The following is a 21,142-nucleotide window of genomic DNA, read 5'->3' as shown; positions in this document are numbered from 1 at the left end:
ATGGGCTCTCCTTGCCGTAAACGACGGCAAAGACAAACGATTCCGGAGTTTTACACGGTGCCAGACGCAACACATTCGCCCATCCTTGTCTGGTTCCGCAAGGATCTGCGTCTGGATGACAATGGCGCGCTCTTGAGTGCTGTCGAGAAAGAGCGGCCGATCCTCTGCGTTTATGTGCGCGAGCCCGATGACGAGGCTGTCGGGCCGCTCGGTGCGGCGCAGGCCTGGTGGCTGCATCATTCGCTTCAGGCGCTTTCAGCAGCCCTTCAGGCCCGCGGCAACCGGCTCATTCTGAAGACGGGCACGGCAAGCGAAGTGCTTGCAGCCCTTGCCGAGGAGACTGGGGCCAAAGCCGTCTATCTCAACCGGCTCTACGAGCGTGACGGGATCGATGCCGAGATCCTGAAGGCACTGCATGACGGCGGGCTCGAGGTGAAGCGCTTCAAGGGCCAGCTTCTGCATGATCCGCATACGATGCGATCCGGCACCGGCGGTCCATACCGGGTCTATACTCCCTTCTGGAAAGCGCTGGAAAAGGATGGTGAGCCGCGCGAACCGGCGGAGGCGCCAGAAACCCTGCCCGCCCCTGGCACGTTTCCGTCGTCGGAAACACTGTCCGACTGGCATCTCCTGCCGATGCACCCGAACTGGGCAGAGGAATTCGAAACGCTCTGGACCCCGGGTGAAGCCGGTGCCGTCGAAAAGCTCGAACAGTTTGTCGAGCGCCCGATCCACACCTACAAGGCCGACCGCGATTTTCCGGGAAAGACCGAGGCGACGTCAAAGCTTTCGCCGCATCTGGCCTTTGGTGAAATTTCGCCTGCCCGCATCTGGTATGCAACACGCGGCCTGCAAGCCTCCGACCATGTGACCCATTTTCGCAAGGAACTGGTCTGGCGCGAATTCTGCCATCACCTTCTGGTGGCGTTTCCAAAGCTTCGCACACACAACTGGAACGACCGCTTCGATGCGTTTCCCTGGGAGGAGAACGACGACGGTTTTCAAGCCTGGACGAAGGGCATGACCGGCTATCCGATTGTTGATGCCGGCATGCGGGAACTCTGGCGCCACGGCATCATGCACAACCGCGTGCGCATGATCACCGCCTCCTTCCTGATCAAAGATTTGATGGTTGACTGGCGGCGCGGCGAAGCCTGGTTCCGCGACACACTTTTGGATGCCGATGTCGCCTCCAATGCCGCCAACTGGCAATGGGTGGCGGGCTCGGGCGCCGATGCTTCACCCTTCTTCCGGGTCTTTAATCCCATCCTGCAGGGCGAGAAATTCGATGCCGATGGCGAGTACATCAAACGGTTTGTGCCTGAGCTTTCACGTCTGCCGAAGAAATACATTCACCGCCCCTTCGAAGCTCCGCCGGAGGTTTTGCAAAAGGCCGGCGTGACGCTCGGCAAAACCTATCCAAAGCCGGTGGTCAATCATTTCGAAGCGCGCGACCGGGCGCTGGCGGCCTATGCTGAGGTAACCGGTAAAAGCTCTGAGGCCGATTCACGCGACTGACCCGCTGTTCCGCGTCTCCACGCAATTCACTTCGGCCAAACGAAAAAATCCCCCTCCGTCACCGGAAGGGGATTTTTGTATGTGAAGCAATAACGGACCGTCAGACCAGACGGTTCTGTTCCAGTGCCGCCTCGATGAAGCTCGAAAACAGCGGATGCGGATCGAGCGGCCGGCTCTTCAGTTCCGGGTGATACTGCACGCCGATGAACCACGGATGGTCGGCATATTCGATCGTCTCCGGCAACAGACCGTCCGGCGACATGCCGGAGAAGATCAGGCCGCAGTTTTCCAGCCGTTCCTTGTAGTCCACGTTCACCTCGTAGCGGTGGCGGTGACGCTCGGAAATGTCCGTGGAGCCGTAGATGTCGGCGATCTTCGTGTCGCGCTTCAGCGAAGCCTTATAGGCGCCAAGCCGCATGGTTCCGCCGAGATCACCGGCCACGGAGCGCTTCTGCAACTCGTTGCCCTTCACCCATTCCGTCATCAGGCCAACGACTGGCTGCTTGGAGGGGCCGAACTCGGTCGAGGATGCGTCGTCGATACCGGCGAGGTTACGGGCCGCTTCCAGCACGGCCATCTGCATGCCGAAGCAGATGCCGAAATACGGCACCTTGCGTTCGCGAGCAAACTTGGCCGCGTTGATCTTGCCCTGCGCTCCGCGTTCGCCAAAGCCGCCGGGCACCAGGATGCCGTTGACCTTTTCGAGGTACGGCGCCGGATCTTCCTTCTCGAAGATTTCGGACTCGATCCACTCGAGCTTGACCTTCACCTGGTTGGCGATGCCACCATGGTAAAGCGCCTCGATCAGCGATTTGTAGGCGTCCTTGAGGCCGGTATATTTGCCGACGATGGCAATCGTCACTTCGCCTTCCGGATTGCGGATGCGGTTGCTGACGGTTTCCCAGGCGTCGAGACGCGGCTTCGGGGCCGGTTCGATGCCGAAGGCGGCCAGCACTTCCGAATCAAGGCCTTCCTTGTGATAGGCCATCGGCACGTCATAGATATTGGCGACGTCGAGCGCCTGGATGACGGCGGAGGCCCTGACGTTGCAGAACAGCGAAAGCTTGCGGCGCTCGGCCTCCGGGATTTCCCGGTCGGCGCGCACCAGCAGGATATCGGGCGCAATGCCCATGGCCTGCAGTTCCTTCACCGAATGCTGGGTGGGCTTGGTCTTAAGCTCGCCGGCGGCCGGGATATACGGCATCAGCGTCAGGTGGAGATAAACGGCAGCGCCGCGTGGCAACTCGTTGCCGAGCTGGCGGATCGCTTCCACGAAGGGCATTGCCTCGATATCGCCCACCGTGCCGCCGATTTCACAGATGACGAAATCATAGTCGTCATTGCCCTCGACAATGAAGTCCTTGATCTCGTTCGTGACGTGCGGGATCACCTGAACGGTGGCGCCGAGATAATCGCCGCGCCGTTCCTTGTCGATGATGTTCTTGTAGATCCGGCCGGTGGTGATGTTGTCGGTCTTGGTCGCCGAACGCCCCGTGAAGCGTTCGTAATGACCGAGATCGAGGTCCGTCTCGGCACCGTCGTCGGTCACGAAGACCTCGCCGTGCTGGGTCGGGCTCATCGTGCCTGGATCGACGTTGAGATAAGGGTCGAGCTTACGCAAGCGAACCCGGTAACCGCGGGCCTGTAACAAGGCTCCGAGGGCTGCGGCCGCAATTCCTTTTCCGAGGGAAGAAACCACGCCGCCTGTGATGAATACATATCGCGCCATGGGAGTCACCGGATACCTATAAACAAGCGATTCCACCAGCCCAAAATTTGCATGGGTTGATTAAAGCTGTTGAAATCTGAACAAAAGAAAACCGGCAGGCTTTTGGCCTGCCGGCGGTTTGGTCTGCGACGCGGCCTTACTGGCCGGTCGGAACGGCTGTCGGATCGGCTGGTGCCGGCTGTGCGGGGGCAGTTGCACCCGGTGCGGCACCGCCGGCCGGCTGGCCGCCAAGCGAATCAAGGATACCGTTGCCCTGACCCTGCTGGGTCGCGGGGATCCGGTCGAGAATATCGGTCGGGCGCTGTTCGTAGCGGCCCATGATGCCAAGCGCCAGCGACGTCACGAAGAACAGTGCGGCCAGAATGGCGGTCGTGCGGGTCAGCGCATTGGCCGTGCCGCGGGCCGACATGAAGCCGGAGCCGCCGCCGATGCCAAGGCCACCGCCTTCGGAGCGCTGAATCAGCACAACGCCGACAAGGGCCAGCACGATCATGAGATGGATAACGATCAATACGGTCTGCATATCAGTCCAGTCCTGCGCGCCGTCTGGGCGGCATCCATGAAGGGTTCGGCATCAATGGTTTGGCCGGCTCTTTACCCGAGCCGGTCCGGTATTCCAAGGGGCAAGTGACCCGGTTTGGCGTTTTGCGCCGATTTATGCGGTCAGCGCCTCGTATACCCCGTAGATGGCGAGGAAATCGGAGGCTTTCAAGCTTGCTCCGCCGATGAGTGCGCCATCGACATTTTTAACCGCCATCAATTCCTTGGCATTGCTTGGTTTTACCGAGCCGCCATAGAGAATGCGCATCTTCTGGCCCTCGCCCGCAAAACGCCCAACGAGTTCGGCGCGCATGAAGGCATGCGCCTTTTCCACGTCATCCACAGTTGGCGTCAGCCCGGTACCGATTGCCCAGACCGGCTCATAGGCGATGACGGTGTTGTCTGCGGTAGCGCTATCAGGCAGCGAACCGGCGAGCTGGCGCTTGAGGATTTCCAGTGTCTGGCCGGCCTTGCGCTCGTCTGCCGTCTCGCCGATGCAGATGATGGCCACCAGTTCTGCCCCGTAGGCGGCTTGCGCCTTGGCGCGCACCAGATGGTCGGTTTCCGCATGGTCACTGCGTCGCTCCGAGTGGCCGACGATGACGTGGGTGCCGAAGCAGTCGGCGATCATTTCCGCCGAAAGGTCGCCGGTATGGGCGCCGGCCTGGTCCTGGTGGCAATCCTGTGCGCCGATCAACAGGGGGCTATCGGTGCAAAGGGCCGTCGAGACATAAAGCAGGGTCGCGGGCGGGCAGATCAGCGCATCGACCTTTTCCGACAAGGGGCCCTGCACGCCCTCGGCCATCGCCTTGATCTGGTCCAGCGCGGACCGCGTGCCATTCATCTTCCAGTTACCAGCCACCAGCGGGCGAACATCCGGCGTCATTGCGCTTTATATCCCTTCAACTCCCGGCCGTTCAAACACGAACGGCGTCCTCATCTTGTGCTCGGGGGCTTTTTAGACGGTTCCGAACGCAAATGGTATGTAAAAACGCGGCCTTGGTTCAGAAGTGTGGTTAAAACGACGCAGAAACGTCAACAAAATGTTCAGCCGCCTGCAGTCAGGACGAAATTGAGGATGTCGCGCCAGTCACTCATCCGCACCGGTGTGCCGTGGCCCCCGGTTTCGAACAGCCGGAACGCCACCGGATACTTGCGGCTTTGCATCTTTTCATAAAGCGCGATCTGGTCTTCGGCCTTGTAGACCTTGTCGGCACTGCCATGAGAAAAATAGACGGGGATGCGCAGCTTTGCCGCCGGCGTCGTCAGAAAACCCGGATCCGGCGGGCCGCCCATCACCACCAGCCCCTTCAGATAACGCACCGCCTCCTTGTCGCGGCTGACGCTCTGGCAGATGAAGCCGCCCATGGAGGCGCAGGCGAGAATCACCGGCCGTCCCGCCGAAAGCTCGAACACATGACGGATAAGGGCTGCGACGTCGGCGGCCCCATTGGGGTCGAAGCTTTTGATGCTTGGGGCGTAATAGCTGCCGCCATTCAGCACCGCGAGGTTTTTGAGCCGGTTGAAATTGCCGCCGAAGGAATAGTCGTTGGCGCCAAGGCGGCGATCCCCTCCCCGGCCATGGATGAAAATCACGGTAAATGCCGCATCCTGCAGCGGGCCGACGCGCATGACGTCGAGCCTGCTGCCGGAGAGGTTCAGCGTTTCGTTCACCTGATACTTGCGCACGCCCGTATCGACGTAAGGTGATTTCACCCGCCGCTCGGGCTCCTGGTCGCGGGCATTGATATCGCGCTGTTCCTGATAGTCGATCACCTGGAAGGCGCCGCCATCGCGGGTTTCCAGCACACGCTGCTGCGAAAAGAGCGCATCCTTGAAGGGCTTGATCGGCGGATCGGCAACCGCAACGCCTGGCACAAACAAAAGCCCCAGAACCAGCACCGAACGCAAAAGGCGGTGCTTGACGGGGTGGTTGTGAAAATGATCTGTGGACATGCCGCTTCCAATGCATTTGCCGCCAGATGTCTGGCTTGCCAACGGGCGCGCGGCGGCGCAAACCCGGAACTGCCCTTTGCCTTCATGCGCGGGCATCGCGAAAAAGCCGGTTATCTGGCACACTCGCGGGCGATTCGATAGCCACCCAGACGCGGGACTTGCCCATCGAGAGCCATTTGCCGCTTGCTCAAAGGCCATATAGACGGACCCCATGGACGATACCACCGACCTCTTCGCCAGCCTTCCGACCCCGAGCCGCGCGAGCGCCAAGACGTCCGAAGCACCGCAGACGCCAGCCAACAGCGCCGAGCCTGTGACCAGGGCGCCGGAGCCTGCCCGTGCGGCGCGCGGAGCGCCGGTGGCGGTTGCGGGAACCGATACCTACGATGCCTCCTCGATCCGCGTGCTCGAAGGGCTGGAGCCCGTTCGCATGCGTCCGGGCATGTATATCGGCGGCACCGACGAAAAGGCGATGCATCACCTTTTCGCCGAGGTGATCGACAACTCCATGGACGAGGCCGTTGCCGGTCACGCCAATTTCATCGAAGTTCATCTGGATGCCGAAGGGTTTTTGACCGTCAGCGACAACGGCCGCGGTATCCCCGTGGAAAACCATCCGCAGGTGCCGGGAAAATCCACGCTCGAAGTCATCATGACCAAGCTGCATGCCGGCGGCAAGTTCGACGGCAAGGCCTATGAAACCTCGGGCGGCCTTCACGGCGTTGGCGTTTCCGTTGTCAATGCGCTGTCTGATCTCCTCGAAGTGGAGGTTGCCCGCAACCGCAAACTCTATCGCCAGCGTTTTTCGCGCGGCGTGCCGCAGGGTGGCCTCGAAGAACTGGGCGATGTACATAACCGGCGCGGCACGCGTGTGCGCTTCCATCCCGATCCGCAGATCTTTGGCGACCACGCCAAGTTCGATGCCGGCCGTATTTTTCGCATGGCGCGCTCAAAAGCCTATTTGTTCGGCGGCGTCGAAATCCGCTGGAGCTGCGATCCGGGCATGGTGGTGGCCGGTGGCGATATTCCCGACAAGGCGGTGTTCCACTTCCCCGGCGGCCTCAAGGATTATCTCGCCGCAACCCTTGGCAAGGACTTTACCGTTACCCGCGAGATCTTTGCCGGGCGCACGGAAAAGACCGGCGGCCACGGCGCCATGGAATGGGCGATCACCTGGTATGGCGGCGATCCGCTGATCCATTCCTATTGCAACACCATTCCGACGCCTGAAGGCGGCACGCACGAGGCTGGTCTGCGTATCGCGCTGACCAAGGGTCTCAAAAATTACGCCGAACTGACGCAGAACAAGCGCGCCGCCCAGATCAGCACTGACGACGTGATGATTTCGGCCATGGGCATGCTCTCCGTCTTCATCCGCGAGCCGGAATTCGTCGGCCAGACGAAAGACAAGCTGGCAACCGTCGAAGCCCAGCGCATCGTGGAAAACGCGCTGCGCGATCCGTTCGATCATTACCTCGCCGGCAATCCGGCAGAAGCGGCAAAACTGCTCGAATGGGTGATCGAGCGGGCCGAAGAGCGGCTTCGCCGGCGCAAGGAAAAGGAAGTCAACCGCAAGACGGCGGTGCGCAAACTTCGCCTGCCCGGCAAGCTGGCCGACTGCTCGCAGAACACCGCCGAAGGCGCCGAGCTTTTTATCGTCGAAGGTGATTCGGCCGGCGGCTCGGCCAAGCAGGCGCGCAACCGTGCCAACCAGGCCATCCTGCCGTTGCGTGGAAAGATCCTGAACGTCGGCAGCGCGAGCCGTGAAAAGCTGTCCGCCAACCAGCAGATCGCCGATCTCATCCAGGCGCTCGGCTGCGGCACGCGCACAAAATACCGCGAGGAGGATCTTCGCTACGAGCGCATCGTCATCATGACCGATGCCGACGTGGACGGTGCCCATATCGCCTCGCTGCTCATCACTTTCTTTTATCAGGAAATGCCGGAACTGATCCGCGGCAACCATCTCTATCTTGCCGTGCCGCCGCTCTACGTCATCCGCCAGGGCGCCAAGATCGTTTATGCCCGCGACGACCGTCACCGGGCCGAACTGATGGAAACCGAGTTCAAGGGCAAGAAGGTCGAGATCGGACGCTTCAAAGGTCTTGGCGAAATGATGCCGGCGCAGCTCAAGGAAACCACGATGGACCCGGCCAAGCGCACGCTGCTGCGTGTCGGCATCGATGACGTGGATTTCGAAGGCACCCGCGAGGCGGTCGACAACCTCATGGGCACCAAGGCCGATGCCCGATTCCGATTTATCCAGGAACGGGCCGCCTTCGCCGATAATCTCGACATCTGACGCTTTGCGGTCAGCCAGCGAAAGCTGAACCGAACTGTAAAAAAGCCCGAGGATCCGACCGGATCCTCGGGCTTTTTCGTGTTTTGTTGTCCTCTCTGCCGCAGCCGTCTGCTTTAATCCTGCAGTACCGGTTCGCGGGCGGCGAGCACCCGAATGACGGCGCCGATCAGGGCTGTCGCCTCATAGGGTTTGCGCACAACGGGGGCCGAAAAACTTGCCGGGATGACCGACTGGTCACTGTATCCCGTGGCAAACACGAAAGGCACGTCGCGGCGCACCAGTTCCTCGGCAATCGGCAGGGAGGTGCCCGATCCGAGATTGACGTCGAGGATGGCGATATGGGGCGTGAACGTCCGCAACTGCCGAAGCGCCTCGGCAGCCGATGGCACGGTTGTGACCTTGGTAATACCGTGGTCGAGCAGCATCGTCTCGACATCGGCTGCCACCAGCATCTGGTCTTCCACCAGTAACAGGTCGAGGTCGCCCAGAATGCTGGCGATCTCGCTCGCGGATGCAAGATTGAGATCGACTTCCTGGTCGAAGACGGGTGTATCGGAGGCGTGAACGTGTTTTGCCGGAATTAAAAAGCGCGCGTGAAGGCCGGATGCTGCGTAATCCACCTGGCTTTCGCCACCCAGTTCATAGGGGATGCTGCGCTCGATGAGGATGGTGCCGAAACCGGCGCGCTTTGGCGCAAGAACCAATGGGCCGCCGCTTTCAATCCAGGCCAACTGAGTGCCGCCGTCGACATTGTTGCTCCAGGAGATGTCCAGCCGGCCGCCATTGGCCGAGAGCGCGCCATATTTGGCGGCGTTGGTCGACATTTCATGCAGCACCAGTGCCATCACGGAAAAACCGCGGCTATCCAGCCAGACATGCGGACCGTCAAGCATCACCTGCCGTTCGCCGTCACGATAGGGTTTCAGCTCGGCCTCCAGCAGGTCACGAAGCGAACCACCGTCACCGCCGCGCACCACCTGGTCATGGGCAAAGGCCAGCGCTTGGATGCGGCCCTTCAGCGTCGCCACGTAATCGCCGATCAGCCGGCCCTCCTGCACGGGATGGCCAACCAGCGCCTTGATGACGGCAAGGATGTTCTTGACGCGATGGTTCAACTCCTCGTTCAGCATGCGCTGGCGCACATCTGCCTTGCCGCGCTCGTCGGCCAGAAGCTCGTTGTGGTGCAGCACCACCTCGACCAGCACGGAGCGGATCGCCTCGGCAATCTCGCGTTCGCTTTCCGTCCAGCGCTCGGATTTCATGTGAACAGTTTCCTTCCACAGCGCAAAACTCTTGCGCGGTGTCAGGCGGTCGCCCATCGGCCCGATCTCGTAGGATTTGTCGGGATTGCCGGCCCAGTCGAGCATCTGCACCAGTTCGCGGCGGAAGAAGAACAGGTAATCGCGCGGCCGCTGCGAGAGCGGAATGGCCAGCAGGCCACAGACGTCGGAGGCATAATCAACCGCTTGCGGCAGGTGCAGTGACAGGTGGTCCGTACCCCAGATGCGCCCGCCCGAGACGGAGCCAACAAAATCACCAATGCCGGCAATGGCTTTTTCGGGCGGCACGGCGCCATGCCCTGTCCAGATGCCATCGAGCCAAAGGCCGATGCCATCGCAAGACATGATTTTGGCAAATTCGGTCAAGGATTGGCGAAGGAAAGCCGAAATATCAAGCGTGTGCGAGGCAGATTGAAGAAAGCGGTCGAGCGACCGACGCGCACTGTTGGCGGTGTCGAGGATCTGTTTCTGCTTCAAAGCACTGAGGTGCAGCGAAAAGAATTCGCCGAACATTTCCGCCGCGATTCGTTGCGACATGGCCAGCGACTTCGGCTGGTAATGGTGGCAGGCAATCAGTCCCCACAACTCGCCATCGACGATAACAGAGATCGACATGGAGGCGGCGACGCCCATGTTGCGCAGATATTCGCAGTGGATCGGCGACACCGAGCGCAGATGCGCAAACGAGAGGTCAAGAGGGGCCGCGTTCGCATCCAGCTCCGGCAGCACCGGCACGCGCGCGCCACTGGCATCCGAGATGATTCGGATGGTGTTCTTGAGGTAGAGGGTGCGGGCCTGCTTGGGGATATCGCTTGCCGGAAAATACTGGCCCTTGAAGCTTTCGAGATCGCGGCGCTTGTATTCGCTCACCACCTTGCCGGCACCGTCATGCTCGAACCGGTAGATCATCACCCGGTCGTAACCGAGCATGGCAAACACCAGCCGTGCCGATTTTTCGACCAGTTCGTCGATACCGCTGATGGCACGGATGCGGCTGATCAGCATGCGGGCGGTTTCCAGCGGCTGATCGGAATGGGCACTTGCCGGCTCGAACTCCATGATCGCCACGTCGTTCAACCGGTGAACGGAGACATCGAAAGCGCCGGCGGGAAGCGGCACCGCCATGCGCAGAGCCGGCCTTGCCGGATCGTCGGTTGTTGCAAGCGCATTGCGCAGCGTATGTGCCACTTCGTCCCCCACCACCTCGTCCAGCCGGCGGCCGATGACGTCGCCCTCGATGCCGAGCATGGAAGCGAGGTTGCCGGAATGGCGCAGCACGGCACCGCCGGACATATCGGTTACCAGAAGGCAGCCGTAAGGCTGGATGCTGCCGGGAATATGGATCGGCTCGCGGTCGCAATTCGTCAGATCGACCTTAGGGGCATCGGGCATGAACAGGTTCCTTGGGAGTGACCGCGGCAGGTGTCGGGGTGGCGTGCGAAGCCTCGATCACTCTATCCATATCGACAATCGTGTTGAATTCGGGAATGCCAGCAAGGCGTTCATCCTTGGGAGAGCCTTTGACTGGCCGGGGCGGCGAATGCAGTGTCGACTTTGCAAGAACATCCGCCAAATCTGCGCCTGGCATGCCCTCGCCTATCCGCAGGCACCCGCTCCTGGAAATACCTAGAGCAGCCCCGCGACCTTTCCAGCCCTTCCGTGGAATGGGCTGCAAATCCACCGGTGGGCGTTGCTGCGGCGTCACATGCAGATCATGCAGCCCTGTCATGATACGGCGTGGAGCTGCTGTCTTGCGCAGCCCGAGATGAGCCAATGCGGATATCGGTGGTTTGGAAACAACGTTTCGAGCCGCCGACTGCTGCCGTGGCAGGAAACAGAGTGCTTGCAAACAGTGTCGGGAATGTTCCAATGTATTGAAACGGTCGGCAGGCCCGAAGACTTCATGGGTTGTGCCAGACATGCGCTTGCTCAAAGGCAAGCGGCGATACGGTAAGGGCATTCGGGTGGACGGAAACTTAATTGACGATGGTCATAGTACTATCCCATTCGAGACGCCCGGAAAACCACAATCTTCGCATATGCTGATAAATGCTCACTTGCGCCCTGTGGTCAGCCGGACCATATGGTGCGAACGCGCGAACAAGGATAACTGACCTATCGTGACCGAAAGAGACAAGATCACCAAGGAACCCCGCTGGCTCGGACCGGTGGCGCCAACGCGCATTGCCCTTGTCCCGCCCATTTCAGCCGCTCGCTGGCTGTTGGTGCTGATTGTCTTTGCCGGTATCTATTTCTTTCACGGTTTCGTCGTGCCCGTGCTTGCCGCCCTTGTGGTGGGATTTGCCAGCTGGCCGCTATATCGCGATCTCCTGCGCCGCACGGGTGGCAACACCACCATTGGCGCAACGATTGCCATTATTCTCGTCATCGCCTTTCTGGTCATTCCGCTCGGCATCGCAATTTCCTACACGATCGGTGAAATGCGCGACTGGATCGGCTGGGCCCTCCAGGCAAACCGTCTCGGCTCGCCGCCACCGAAATGGATTGTCGACCTGCCGATGGCCGGCACCTGGCTTGGCCAGCAATGGGAGCGTCATATCGGCGAACCCGGTGCGATCGGCGAACTGGTGCAGATCGTCAGCGGCGCCAATATCGGCAATATTTACCGTGCGGTGATTGCAGCCGGAGATGGCGCCTTCCACCTTATCCTGTCGCTGCTGTTCATGCTGATCGCGCTGTTTTTCGTCTACCGCGACGGCGCGTCCTTCTCGCGCCAGATCGACATGCTGGGAGAGCGCATCCTTCCTTCGCGCTGGGAGCGGATTTCCCGCGTCGTGCCCGCCACCATCAGTTCGACGGTGACCGGCATGACGCTGATCGCCCTCGGTGAGGGCATCGTGCTCGGTCTTGCCTACTGGATCGCCGGCGTTCCCTCTCCTGTCACACTTGGCGTTCTCACGGGCATCATGGCGCTTGTGCCGGGCGGCGCGCCGCTGTCCTTCACGCTGGTATCGATCTATCTGGCGGCGAGCGGTTCCTACGTCGCCGGCATCGCGCTTCTGGTCTGGGGATCGGTCGAACTGTTCATCGTCGACAAGACGATCCGGCCGCGCCTTGTCGGCGGGCCGATCAAGCTGCCTTTCCTGCCGACCTTTTTCGGTCTGGTTGGCGGCGTCAAGACGATGGGTTTTCTCGGGCTTTTCATCGGCCCGGTGCTGATGGCGCTTCTGGTCGCGATCTGGCGCGAATGGATGCGTGAGATCGAACTCTCCGATCCGCACGACACTGCCGAACACGTGGCCGAGATTGCCGCCAAGGACCGACGCACCGCATAAGGCATGCCGCGCGCCGGTGCTTGTCTTCAAGCCGCTGAAACCGTCTTTTCCATGAACAGGCTGAGCGGGTCCGGGCGATAGCTGCCGAAGGGCTCGATCTCGATATATCCGGCCTTGCGATAGAGCCCGATGGCTTCCGGCTGGTAGATGCCGGTTTCCAGGCGGATGGCCGAAATCTTGAGGGCCTCCGCCTCCGCTTCCAGTGTCTCCAGCAGCGTCTTGCCGAGCTTCAGGCCGCGCGCCGCATCGTCCACGAACATGCGCTTGATCTCGGCGGTGCCATCCGCGTAGCGCACGAGGCTTGCGCAACCGAGCACGATCTCGCCGCGCCGTGCCACAAAAAACGACACATTGGGCAGTTCCAACTCCTCGAGCGGCAGCATATGGTTGCTTTCAGCCGGATAGAGCGAGGCTGCATAGGCGTTGGAGAGTTCGAGAAGCCGGATCACGCCCGGCTGGCGCGGCGGTTCGCGCTGGATGATGATGTCTTGCTGCATGTCTATCTCGTTTCATCTGCCTTAACGGCGTCACGATCCTCCTCATAAAGGGAGGTCCCGCCCCTGCCAAGGATCTCCGATGCGCACAGCCATGGTCATGATGACGATTCTCGGATGCGATGACAGCGCGACCGATTGCCGATACGTCGCAACGCTGGAACAGCGCTGGCCGACACTGGAGCTCTGCAATGCCGTCTCGGACAAGGAACTGGCCGCTTTTGCCAATATTTCCTACCCGGTGGTGATTGCCGTCTGTCAGGACCCGACGGTCGTGACGGCGCAGACCGCCGTGCCGACGCAAAAGCCGGCAGCGACCCCGCCGGTCGAGCCGACCACACCGCAAGAACAGCGGGCGCAGGAGGAAAACCTCGCCCGGCAGGCGCTGGGCCGGGTGCGCGATATCCTGCCAAGCGGCGATGCGGTGCGCAATCTGGTGCAAAGCCCGGTGCGGCTGGTCGAGGACGGTTATTCCTGGGTGGCGCGCAAGCTGCGCTGATGAAGAACCTGTTCAGGCGGCAAGGGATCGCGCCAGTGCGCGCATCCTGAGGCGATGGTCGTCATGGCCGATCTCCTCGACAAGGTCGAGGAGCATATTGACGGGTGCCGCCGGGTCTGCCGGGCGCGTGACGCTGGCCGCCAGCGCCTCGAAAATTCCCTCCTCCGGCTGGCCTTCGGGCTGGCTCGCACACTCGCGCCAGATCAGCGTTGCCTCGACGAAAAGCGGCGAGATGTCGCGGCCAAGGCCGGCTGATTCGTAAAGCGCCCGTATGGCATGGCGCCGCCCCGTTGCCATCATTGCCCGCACCCGATGCTCCGAAAGGCCACACAGTTGCGTGATTGCTGCGGCGAAGAAATCGATACGGCCGCTGACCAGCGCCTGCATCAGAAAAGTCGGCGTCAGCCGTGCCGATGCGGCAAGGTGGGCCGCAAGCCGCGCCATCTCCTCGCCGGCGGCATGGTCGCTGAGGTGCAGCGTTGCCGCATCGCCTGCCTGCCGTGTCACATGCGTGAGGCGCACCGGATCGATGAGGCGCGAGACGAGATTGAAGCCGCTGAGCGCCTCGCCCACATGGCGCACCAAAAGCGCACGCGCCTCGGCAGGCAGGTCGGGACGGGAGAGCAGGCTGCCGCGCACGCGACCATCGCCCGCATGCCGGGCTGCGATGCGCATCAGGCTGTAGCGTGTGAGGCGAGCGGTGTCGTTGTCGAGCAGCAGCAGGATCTCGCCGATCTCTCCGATCTCGGCAATGGCGGCGGCTGCGCCGGCGCCAAGGCCTGGGCGTGCGGCGATGAGTCCCCTGACCAGGCGGCTTCCGCGTCCTGCGAGATCCACCAGATCATGATCGGTGAGCACCGGCGAGAGTGTCAGGATATGGCAGGCGACATCCGGCTGGTCTTCGCCAAGCGCCAGCACGATACCGCGCGGCGCATGCGGCGAGGTGCTAAGCGCTTGTGCAAGAGCACTGCGGACGCTGGCGGCTGGATCATCCAGGAGATGGATCAGGGCCGTGAGAGCCTGCCGGTGGCGCCCGTCTTCGGGTTTTAGCCTGAGGAAGGTGCTGGCGAGTGCACTTGCCGCCTTTTCCCGTTCGCTGACGCTGGCACTTTCAGCCCATCGAATAAAAGTCTGTACGATCACCGATGACGCGCCTCGAATATTAGGAGTAGTCTACTGCAGACCTCTCCATGGCAATGAGGCTAGAGAGAAATGGTTTATGTTCCGTTCACCATGTCCCTTAACATTTGACAGGGGGTTCCGCTGACCCAAGCAATCGCGCTGCCGAGCCATGCTATCCTTCCCCACTGCTGGCAAAGACTGGCGGTGGATGCCCTCGACACCGCGCCGGCTTTAAGCCTGCGAAGGCCTTTGGTGGATGGGGTGCAACTGCAGGAACGAGAGCCGCCGCAGAAGGGCGTGTTTGCGGGCGGACAAAATCTCGGCGTTGTCCTGCCGCCCCTCGAGGATGCGCTGATCGAGGATACGATCCGCGCCGCCATCCGCTGGCATGCGCGGGCCGTCATCCTGCCGCAGGTGACGCAGGCCGCCATGCTGCAGCATCTGGATGTTTTGCTGACGGTGATCGAAGCGGAGGAAAACCTGCCCGGCGCGCCCTTGCGGATTGCGGCCTATCCGGCCGACACGGCCGAGGGCGCCGTCTTTGCGCGGGATTTTCGCCGGATGAGCGCGCGGCTGGAGGCGCTGATCTGGGATGGCCCGGCCTTTTGCCGTGCCGCGGGCCTTGCCGAGCGCACCGCACCGGGTGAGGAACCCGAGATGCTGCGCACCGCCCGCAGCCTCTTCCTGCTGTCGGCCAAGGCCGCCGGCGTCGCTGCCATCGACACCGCCTCTGATACCGACGATGCCGCTTCGTTTTCCGCCGAATGTCTGTTTGCCCGCGATGAGGGCTTTGGGGCGAGGATCACCACCCTGCCCATGCAGGCAGACATTATCGATCAGGTGTTTGCAGCACCCTCCTAGAGCATTGCCGGTGAAAACGGGGTCACCTTTAATGCTCTATCGATTGGTGTTCACGCAGTCCGGACGCAAAACCGCTGACGCACTTTTGCTGGACGTGCTTTAGCTTTTCGGACGCTCGATCTGAAAGACGTCGATGCCGCCATCGGCATAATCCATATAGCCCATGCGTGCGATCGGCCGGGCAAGGCCCATGTCGATGCGGCCATCGCGGATGATGGCTTCGCTGATATGAATGCCGACCACCTGCCCGAAGACCATCACCGATTCGCCGGTCGCGCCATCGAGCCCGATGGGCTGGATCACCTGCGTGACCCGGCATTCAAGCGCTGCATGCGCCTCGGCGACGAAAGGCGCCTCGACCAGATCGCCCATCTTCGGCGTGAGCCCTGACAGTTTAAATTCGTCGACGCCATAGGGGACTGGCGCCGATGAGGCATTCATCGGCTCCACGATGAAACGGCTGACGAGGCTTGCGGTAAAGACCCCGGTTTCCTCGGCATTCCGCGCGCTATGCTTTCGCCCGCTGGACGAAAACATGACGATCTTCGGGCGGTCGGAGACGATGTTGAAGAAGGAATAGGGAGAGAGGTTGAAAGATCCATCCCTGCCCTTCGTGCCGATCCAGCCGATCGGACGCGGGGCAACGATCGCCTTGAACGGATCGTGCGAAAGTCCGTGGTGGTTCTCGTCGGTGCTGTAGAACATCAGTTCGTTCCCTCGCCGACCCAGGTGACGATCTCTGCAAGATCCGGGCGCGGGCGATCCGTCTGCGGAAATGTGGTGGAGCCGATATAAAGGAAGCCTGCCACCTTCTCCTGCGGCTGGATGCCGAGCACGGCCTTCGTCGCCTCGTCATAGGCGATCCATTCCGACAGCCAGTTGGCGGCAAAGCCGTGCGCATTGGCGGCCATGAACAGGTTGAGGCAGACGGCACCGGCCGAAAGCTCCTGTTCCCAGACGGGAATTTTAAAGTGTTCGGCTGCCGTGCTGACGACGGCGATGACGACGGGCGCGCGCGCCAGCCGCGTGCGCTCCACCTCCTGCAATTCCGCCGACAGATCCGGCGTCTTTTCAAGGGCGATCTCGAGGAGTTTTGTGCCGAGTTGCAGTCTTTCCGCACCGCGATAGACGATGAACCGCCAGGGCGCCAGCTTGCCATGGTCGGGAACGCGTGAGGCAATCGTCAGGATGGAGGTGATGGCAGTGCGATCCGGGCCCGGATCGGTCATCTGTGGCGCCGGGATCGAGCGGCGGGTGGCAAGATAGTCGAACAATGTCTTTTCGTTGCTCATGGGAAACAGAAGATCCGTGTTTTGCCGGGCGTGAACGATGGCAGTATGGTCCGGCTGCTGTGTTTGACGGGACATCTCCCGCGCGTGACATTTTCCGGGCAAATTGCGTCTCTGGCCACAGCTTCCAATTTGTAAAAGAAGCGCCAGGACACGGTAGGTCTTGAATTTGCCGCGCGGTTGGTCTTGAAGTGGCGGCTCAGTCTCAAAGAGTCAACGGTCGCCACGGCATGAAATCATCTCCCTTCGCGGTCGCCTTCCTTGCAGCGCTCCTTGTGACGCCGGGCGCTGGCTTTGTCATGCCCCGCCGCGCCCTGGCGGAAGATGCCTTCAAGACCTTCAAGCAGATCGACAGCACCGCCAAGATGCCGAAGCTTAATGCCTTTTCGCCAAGCGCCGGCCGCGCTGCGCCGGTCGCCAAGGACGTGACGCTGCAGGCCAAGCTGACGCCGGACGGCGAGACGATGAAGGCGGGCCTGACATGGCGTGTGTTCAGCCCGATTGCCGGCCCGGATGGCAAACTGCCGGTGGTGGCAAGTTCCGAAGGCGGGGCTGCCAATTTCATGCTGCCGCCCGGTGCTTATTTCGTCAATGTCGCTTTCGGGCGGGCTGGCGTCACCAAGAAGCTGGACGTGCCGGCCGATGGCCCGGTGGAAAAGCAGACGCTGGTGCTGGATGCCGGCGGTTTTGTGCTGAACGCCGTTGCCGGCAGCCAGCAGCGCATTCCCGCCAACAAGCTGCGCTTTTCCGTCTATTCCGCCGATGTGCGCGAGGATGGCGAACGCGGCCTCGTGATGGCCAATGTCACGGCAGACACGATCGTGCGCCTCAATGCCGGCACCTATCACATTGTCTCTGAATACGGCGATATCAACGCGGTGGCACGTGCCGATATTCAGGTCGAGGCCGGAAAGCTGACGGAAGCCACTCTTCAGCACCGCGCCGCTCAGATCACACTGAAACTGGTGTCCCAGCCCGGTGGCGAGGCGATTGCCGATACGGCCTGGTCGGTGCTGACATCCGGCGGCGATGTGGTGAGCGAAAGCGTGCGCGCCTTTTCCACGATGGTGCTGGCTGAAGGCGATTACACCGCCATTGCCCGAAACAAGGACAAGATCTACCAGCGCGACTTTACCGTGACGTCCGGGCGCAATGCCGATGTGGAAGTGTTGCTGCGCGAGCAGCAGGCCACCAGTGTCGATGCTGATTGAGACCTTTGCCCTACCCAGCCTTGCGAAAGCGTGATTTCGGAATGTCGCGCATGACGAACACTGCCTGGTAAAGCTCGGCGAGCAGATCCTTGCGGTCGGGAAACGCGGCCATTTCCTCCCAGCTCATCAGCGGGCCGATCTTGGCGCGGATCGAAGTGCCCGACAGGCGCTTGAATTCGCGGATGAGCAGCGACAGCCGCAGTGTCAGCGAAACGCGGCTTGCCAGGTGAAACAGCCGGCCGTTCTGCCCGTGGAAATAGACCGGGATGACATTGGCGCGGGCGGCCTGGATGAGGCGCGCCGGAAACATCTTCCACGGCAAATCTTCGGCGCGGCCAAAGCCTTTTTTCGCCGTCGCGACACCGCCGGCCGGAAAGATGATGATGGTGACGCCGTCCTTCAAAAGCCGCATCGCGTCCCGGCGGGTCTCCATGTTCATGGCGAGCGCCTCGCGGGTTTCCTCGAAGGAGACGGGCAGCGCGTAGGGCTGAAGTTCCGGCACTTTCAACAGTTCGTTGTTGATCATCACGCGAAACGGGCGGTTGAGCTGTTCGGCAAGCGACAGGATGGCAATGCCGTCGCCAATGCCGAAGGGGTGGTTGGCGACAATGACCAGCGGCGCCTCCGGCAGGTCTTTGGGCGGCCATACCCCATCCACCTCAAGCCGGACATTGATCAGATCGAGCATGCGGCCGAACACCCGTTCGGTGCCGGCCCCAATGTCGCTGCGCCAGACATCGTAGAGCCGCACATAGCGGTTGCGGCCCGACAGGCCTTCGATGGAGCGGATGAACCAGCGCTTCAGGCGCGGATCGCGATCGTTCGCGTATGACAGTTCCTTGAAACGCAACATGCCTCTCCGGCGCAGGCTCAAATCAGGATGACAAGACTATTGCATTTTCATGTCAGTATGCTGACAGCCCTTGCCCCAAAGGGCGCAAGGGCTGTCATACGGCTCAGGAAGCCCTATCAGGATGTTTTGGCCGCCAGCCGGCGTGCGGCACGGCGCTTGAGGTCCGGCGGGGTTGCCTCCTCGCTCAGCGACGTGACCGCTTCATCGAGCGTCATTGAGGTCTGCGCCTGGCTGCCGAGGCGGCGGATGTTGACCGTGCGGTTTTCCGCTTCCTGGCGACCGCAGACCACGATCACCGGCACCTTGGTGACCGAATGCTCGCGGACCTTGTAGTTGATCTTCTCATTGCGGAAGTCGGTCTCGACGATGAGGCCGGCCTCGCGCAGGGCTTCTGCCACTTCGCGGCCGTAATCATCCGCATCCGATGTAATCGTTGCCACCACCACCTGCTGCGGCGCAAACCACAGCGGCATATGGCCGGCAAAGTTCTCGATGAGAATGCCGAGGAAACGTTCCATAGACCCGCAGATGGCGCGGTGGATCATCACCGGCTGCTTCTTTTCGGAATTCTGGTCGATATAGAAGGCGCCAAAGCGTTCCGGCAGGTTGAAGTCCACCTGCGTCGTGCCGCACTGCCATTCACGGCCGATGGCATCTTTGAGCGTATATTCGAACTTCGGCCCGTAGAAGGCGCCCTCGCCCGGCAGAATGCCGGTCTTGATGCGGCCGCCCGATTGGGCCTCGATTTCCTTCAAGACGTCCAGCATCACGCTTTCGGCACGATCCCAGAGGTCGTCGGTGCCGACGCGCTTTTCCGGCCGGGTTGAAAGTTTCACCACCACTTCCTGGAAGCCGAAATCCTCGTAGACCGAGAGGATCAGGTCGTTGATGCGCAGGCATTCCGCCGCCATCTGCTCTTCGGTGCAGAACACATGTGCGTCGTCCTGCGTGAAGCCACGCACGCGCATCAGGCCGTGCAGCGCGCCGGAGGCTTCATAACGATGCACAAGACCGAATTCGGCAAGGCGAACAGGCAATTCGCGATAGGATTTCAACCCATGCTTGAAGATCTGCACGTGCCCGGGGCAGTTCATCGGTTTCAAGGCAAAGACGCGGTTGTCGGCTTCCTTGTCATCCGTATGGGTGAAGGCATAGGCCGATTTCACCGCAAACATGTTTTCCTGATACCAGCCCCAGTGGCCTGACGTTTCCCAGAGCGAGGCATCAAGCACCTGCGGCGCGTTGACCTCCTCATAGGTGTTTTCAAGCCGGCGGCGCATATAGGCGGTCAGCGTCTGGAACATGCGCCAGCCCTTGCCGTGCCAGAAGACGACGCCCGGACCCTCTTCCTGAAAATGGAACAGGTCCATTTCGCGGCCGAGCTTGCGGTGGTCGCGCTTTTCGGCCTCGGCCAGAACATGCAGGTACTGGTCAAGCTCTTCCTGTGTTGCCCAAGCGGTGCCATAGATGCGCGTCAGCATCGGGCGGGTGCTGTCGCCGCGCCAATAGGCGCCAGCCACCTTCATCAGCTTGAATGCGGTGCCGACCTGACCGGTGGAGGCCATGTGCGGGCCGCGGCAAAGGTCGAACCAGTCACCCTGGTAATAGATCTTCAGGTCCTGGTCTTCCGGGATCGCGTCGACCAGCTCAACCTTGTAGGCCTCGCCCTTGTCGGCAAACACGTCGCGCGCCTTGTTGCGCGGCCAGATTTCTCTGGTGAACGGCTTGTTGCGCTGGATGATTTCCTTCATCCGCTTTTCGATCTTCGGCAGATCCTCAGGCGTGAACGGCCAGTCCTCGCGGCTATCCGGGTGGACGCGCTTGAAGTCGTAATAAAAGCCGTTCTCGATGACGGGGCCGATTGTCACCTGCGTGCCCGGCCACAGTTCCTGCACGGCTTCTGCCATCACATGGGCGGCGTCGTGGCGGATGAGTTCCAGCGCGCGCGGATCGGTGCGGGTGACGATCTCGATCCGGCCGTCGGTGACGGGGTCGGAGAGATCGCGCAGCGTCCCATCGATGGCGATGGCAACGGCCTTCTTGGCGAGCGATTTCGAAATGGATTCGGCGACCGCCAGACCGGTTGTGCCGGCGTCATAGTTGCGGATCGAGCCATCGGGGAAGCTAAGGGAAACGGACATGCTTTTCTCCTGTTATCCAGTCCCGCCAACGAATGCGGGTGGTGATCTCGG

Annotated in this window: 18 protein-coding genes; 6 read left to right on the top strand and 12 right to left on the bottom strand. The window is 61.4% G+C overall.

All coding sequences use genetic code 11. The annotated features are described in order from the left end of the window. Nucleotides 1–1,518: a cryptochrome/photolyase family protein gene (locus AC4CWF_RS10020; protein ID WP_491281544.1), complete on the top strand. Its 1,518-nt coding sequence runs from the start codon at nt 1–3 to the stop codon at nt 1,516–1,518. A gap of 100 nt (nt 1,519–1,618) precedes the next feature. On the opposite strand, the gene pyrG is transcribed toward AC4CWF_RS10020, so the two are convergent. The 4 genes from pyrG to AC4CWF_RS10000 all read right to left on the bottom strand — a co-directional run bounded on the left by pyrG (nt 1,619) and on the right by AC4CWF_RS10000 (nt 5,743). Continuing rightward, nucleotides 1,619–3,256, bottom strand: coding sequence for a CTP synthase (gene pyrG, locus AC4CWF_RS10015; protein WP_491285338.1), 1,638 nt, complete (start codon nt 3,254–3,256; stop codon nt 1,619–1,621). A gap of 127 nt (nt 3,257–3,383) precedes the next feature. After that, nucleotides 3,384–3,770, bottom strand: coding sequence for a preprotein translocase subunit SecG (gene secG / locus AC4CWF_RS10010; RefSeq protein ID WP_491281543.1), 387 nt, complete (start codon nt 3,768–3,770; stop codon nt 3,384–3,386). A gap of 132 nt (nt 3,771–3,902) precedes the next feature. Then, nucleotides 3,903–4,673, bottom strand: a complete 771-nt coding sequence (gene tpiA / locus AC4CWF_RS10005) for a triose-phosphate isomerase (protein WP_491281542.1) — start codon at nt 4,671–4,673, stop codon at nt 3,903–3,905. 161 nt (nt 4,674–4,834) lie between these two features. Next, on the bottom strand, nt 4,835–5,743 hold the full coding sequence (locus tag AC4CWF_RS10000) for an alpha/beta hydrolase (RefSeq protein WP_491281541.1): 909 nt from the start codon (nt 5,741–5,743) through the stop codon (nt 4,835–4,837). A gap of 211 nt (nt 5,744–5,954) precedes the next feature. Between AC4CWF_RS10000 and parE the strand changes: the two genes are divergently transcribed. Continuing rightward, nucleotides 5,955–8,045, top strand: coding sequence for a DNA topoisomerase IV subunit B (parE, locus tag AC4CWF_RS09995; protein WP_491281540.1), 2,091 nt, complete (start codon nt 5,955–5,957; stop codon nt 8,043–8,045). A gap of 113 nt (nt 8,046–8,158) precedes the next feature. Here parE and AC4CWF_RS09990 read toward each other — a convergent pair whose 3' ends face one another. Together AC4CWF_RS09990 and AC4CWF_RS09985 are read right to left on the bottom strand one after the other, a co-directional pair. Next, nucleotides 8,159–10,717, bottom strand: coding sequence for an HWE histidine kinase domain-containing protein (locus AC4CWF_RS09990; RefSeq protein WP_491281539.1), 2,559 nt, complete (start codon nt 10,715–10,717; stop codon nt 8,159–8,161). Continuing rightward, complete coding sequence (locus tag AC4CWF_RS09985) at nt 10,701–11,246, bottom strand: hypothetical protein (RefSeq protein WP_491281538.1); 546 nt, start codon at nt 11,244–11,246, stop codon at nt 10,701–10,703. Before AC4CWF_RS09985 ends, AC4CWF_RS09990 begins: the two co-directional genes overlap by 17 nt. 199 nt (nt 11,247–11,445) lie before the next feature. Between AC4CWF_RS09985 and AC4CWF_RS09980 the strand changes: the two genes are divergently transcribed. Beyond that, on the top strand, nt 11,446–12,621 hold the full coding sequence (locus AC4CWF_RS09980; RefSeq protein ID WP_491281537.1) for an AI-2E family transporter: 1,176 nt from the start codon (nt 11,446–11,448) through the stop codon (nt 12,619–12,621). Between the two features lie 26 nt (nt 12,622–12,647). On the opposite strand, the gene AC4CWF_RS09975 is transcribed toward AC4CWF_RS09980, so the two are convergent. Beyond that, nucleotides 12,648–13,118 carry a GNAT family N-acetyltransferase gene (locus AC4CWF_RS09975; RefSeq protein WP_491281536.1) on the bottom strand — a complete coding sequence of 157 codons (471 nt, stop codon included), beginning with the start codon at nt 13,116–13,118 and terminating at the stop codon, nt 12,648–12,650. A gap of 79 nt (nt 13,119–13,197) precedes the next feature. Here AC4CWF_RS09975 and AC4CWF_RS09970 point away from each other — a divergent pair, with 79 nt between their 5' ends. Next, nucleotides 13,198–13,614: a hypothetical protein gene (locus AC4CWF_RS09970; RefSeq protein ID WP_491281535.1), complete on the top strand. Its 417-nt coding sequence runs from the start codon at nt 13,198–13,200 to the stop codon at nt 13,612–13,614. A 12-nt stretch (nt 13,615–13,626) separates the two neighbouring features. On the opposite strand, the gene AC4CWF_RS09965 is transcribed toward AC4CWF_RS09970, so the two are convergent. Beyond that, on the bottom strand, nt 13,627–14,757 hold the full coding sequence (locus AC4CWF_RS09965) for a DUF2336 domain-containing protein (protein WP_491281534.1): 1,131 nt from the start codon (nt 14,755–14,757) through the stop codon (nt 13,627–13,629). Nucleotides 14,758–14,988: 231 nt separating this feature from the next. On the opposite strand from AC4CWF_RS09965, the gene AC4CWF_RS09960 reads away from it, so the two are divergent. Next, nucleotides 14,989–15,597 carry an aldolase/citrate lyase family protein gene (locus tag AC4CWF_RS09960; protein WP_491281533.1) on the top strand — a complete coding sequence of 203 codons (609 nt, stop codon included), beginning with the start codon at nt 14,989–14,991 and terminating at the stop codon, nt 15,595–15,597. Between the two features lie 99 nt (nt 15,598–15,696). Here the strand turns inward: AC4CWF_RS09960 and AC4CWF_RS09955 are convergent, their stop codons facing one another. Together AC4CWF_RS09955 and AC4CWF_RS09950 are read right to left on the bottom strand one after the other, a co-directional pair. Beyond that, nucleotides 15,697–16,302: a flavin reductase family protein gene (locus tag AC4CWF_RS09955; protein ID WP_491281532.1), complete on the bottom strand. Its 606-nt coding sequence runs from the start codon at nt 16,300–16,302 to the stop codon at nt 15,697–15,699. Then, nucleotides 16,302–16,889: a nitroreductase family protein gene (locus tag AC4CWF_RS09950; RefSeq protein ID WP_491281531.1), complete on the bottom strand. Its 588-nt coding sequence runs from the start codon at nt 16,887–16,889 to the stop codon at nt 16,302–16,304. Before AC4CWF_RS09950 ends, AC4CWF_RS09955 begins: the two co-directional genes overlap by 1 nt. Before the next feature lie 227 nt (nt 16,890–17,116). Between AC4CWF_RS09950 and AC4CWF_RS09945 the strand changes: the two genes are divergently transcribed. Then, nucleotides 17,117–18,097 (top strand): RgsD C-terminal domain-containing protein, encoded by a 981-nt coding sequence (locus tag AC4CWF_RS09945; protein ID WP_491281530.1) that lies wholly within the window; start codon nt 17,117–17,119, stop codon nt 18,095–18,097. A 10-nt stretch (nt 18,098–18,107) separates the two neighbouring features. On the opposite strand, the gene AC4CWF_RS09940 is transcribed toward AC4CWF_RS09945, so the two are convergent. Together AC4CWF_RS09940 and thrS are read right to left on the bottom strand one after the other, a co-directional pair. Then, nucleotides 18,108–18,947, bottom strand: coding sequence for a lysophospholipid acyltransferase family protein (locus tag AC4CWF_RS09940; RefSeq protein WP_491285336.1), 840 nt, complete (start codon nt 18,945–18,947; stop codon nt 18,108–18,110). A 119-nt stretch (nt 18,948–19,066) separates the two neighbouring features. Further along, entirely contained in the window at nt 19,067–21,091 is a 2,025-nt protein-coding gene (thrS, locus tag AC4CWF_RS09935) for a threonine--tRNA ligase (protein WP_491281529.1), read from the bottom strand. Between the last annotated feature and the right edge of the window lie 51 nt (nt 21,092–21,142).

The sequence above is a fragment of the Neorhizobium sp. PAMB6630 genome (assembly GCF_058242775.1).
This window is presented reverse-complemented; position numbering and strand designations above follow the sequence as displayed.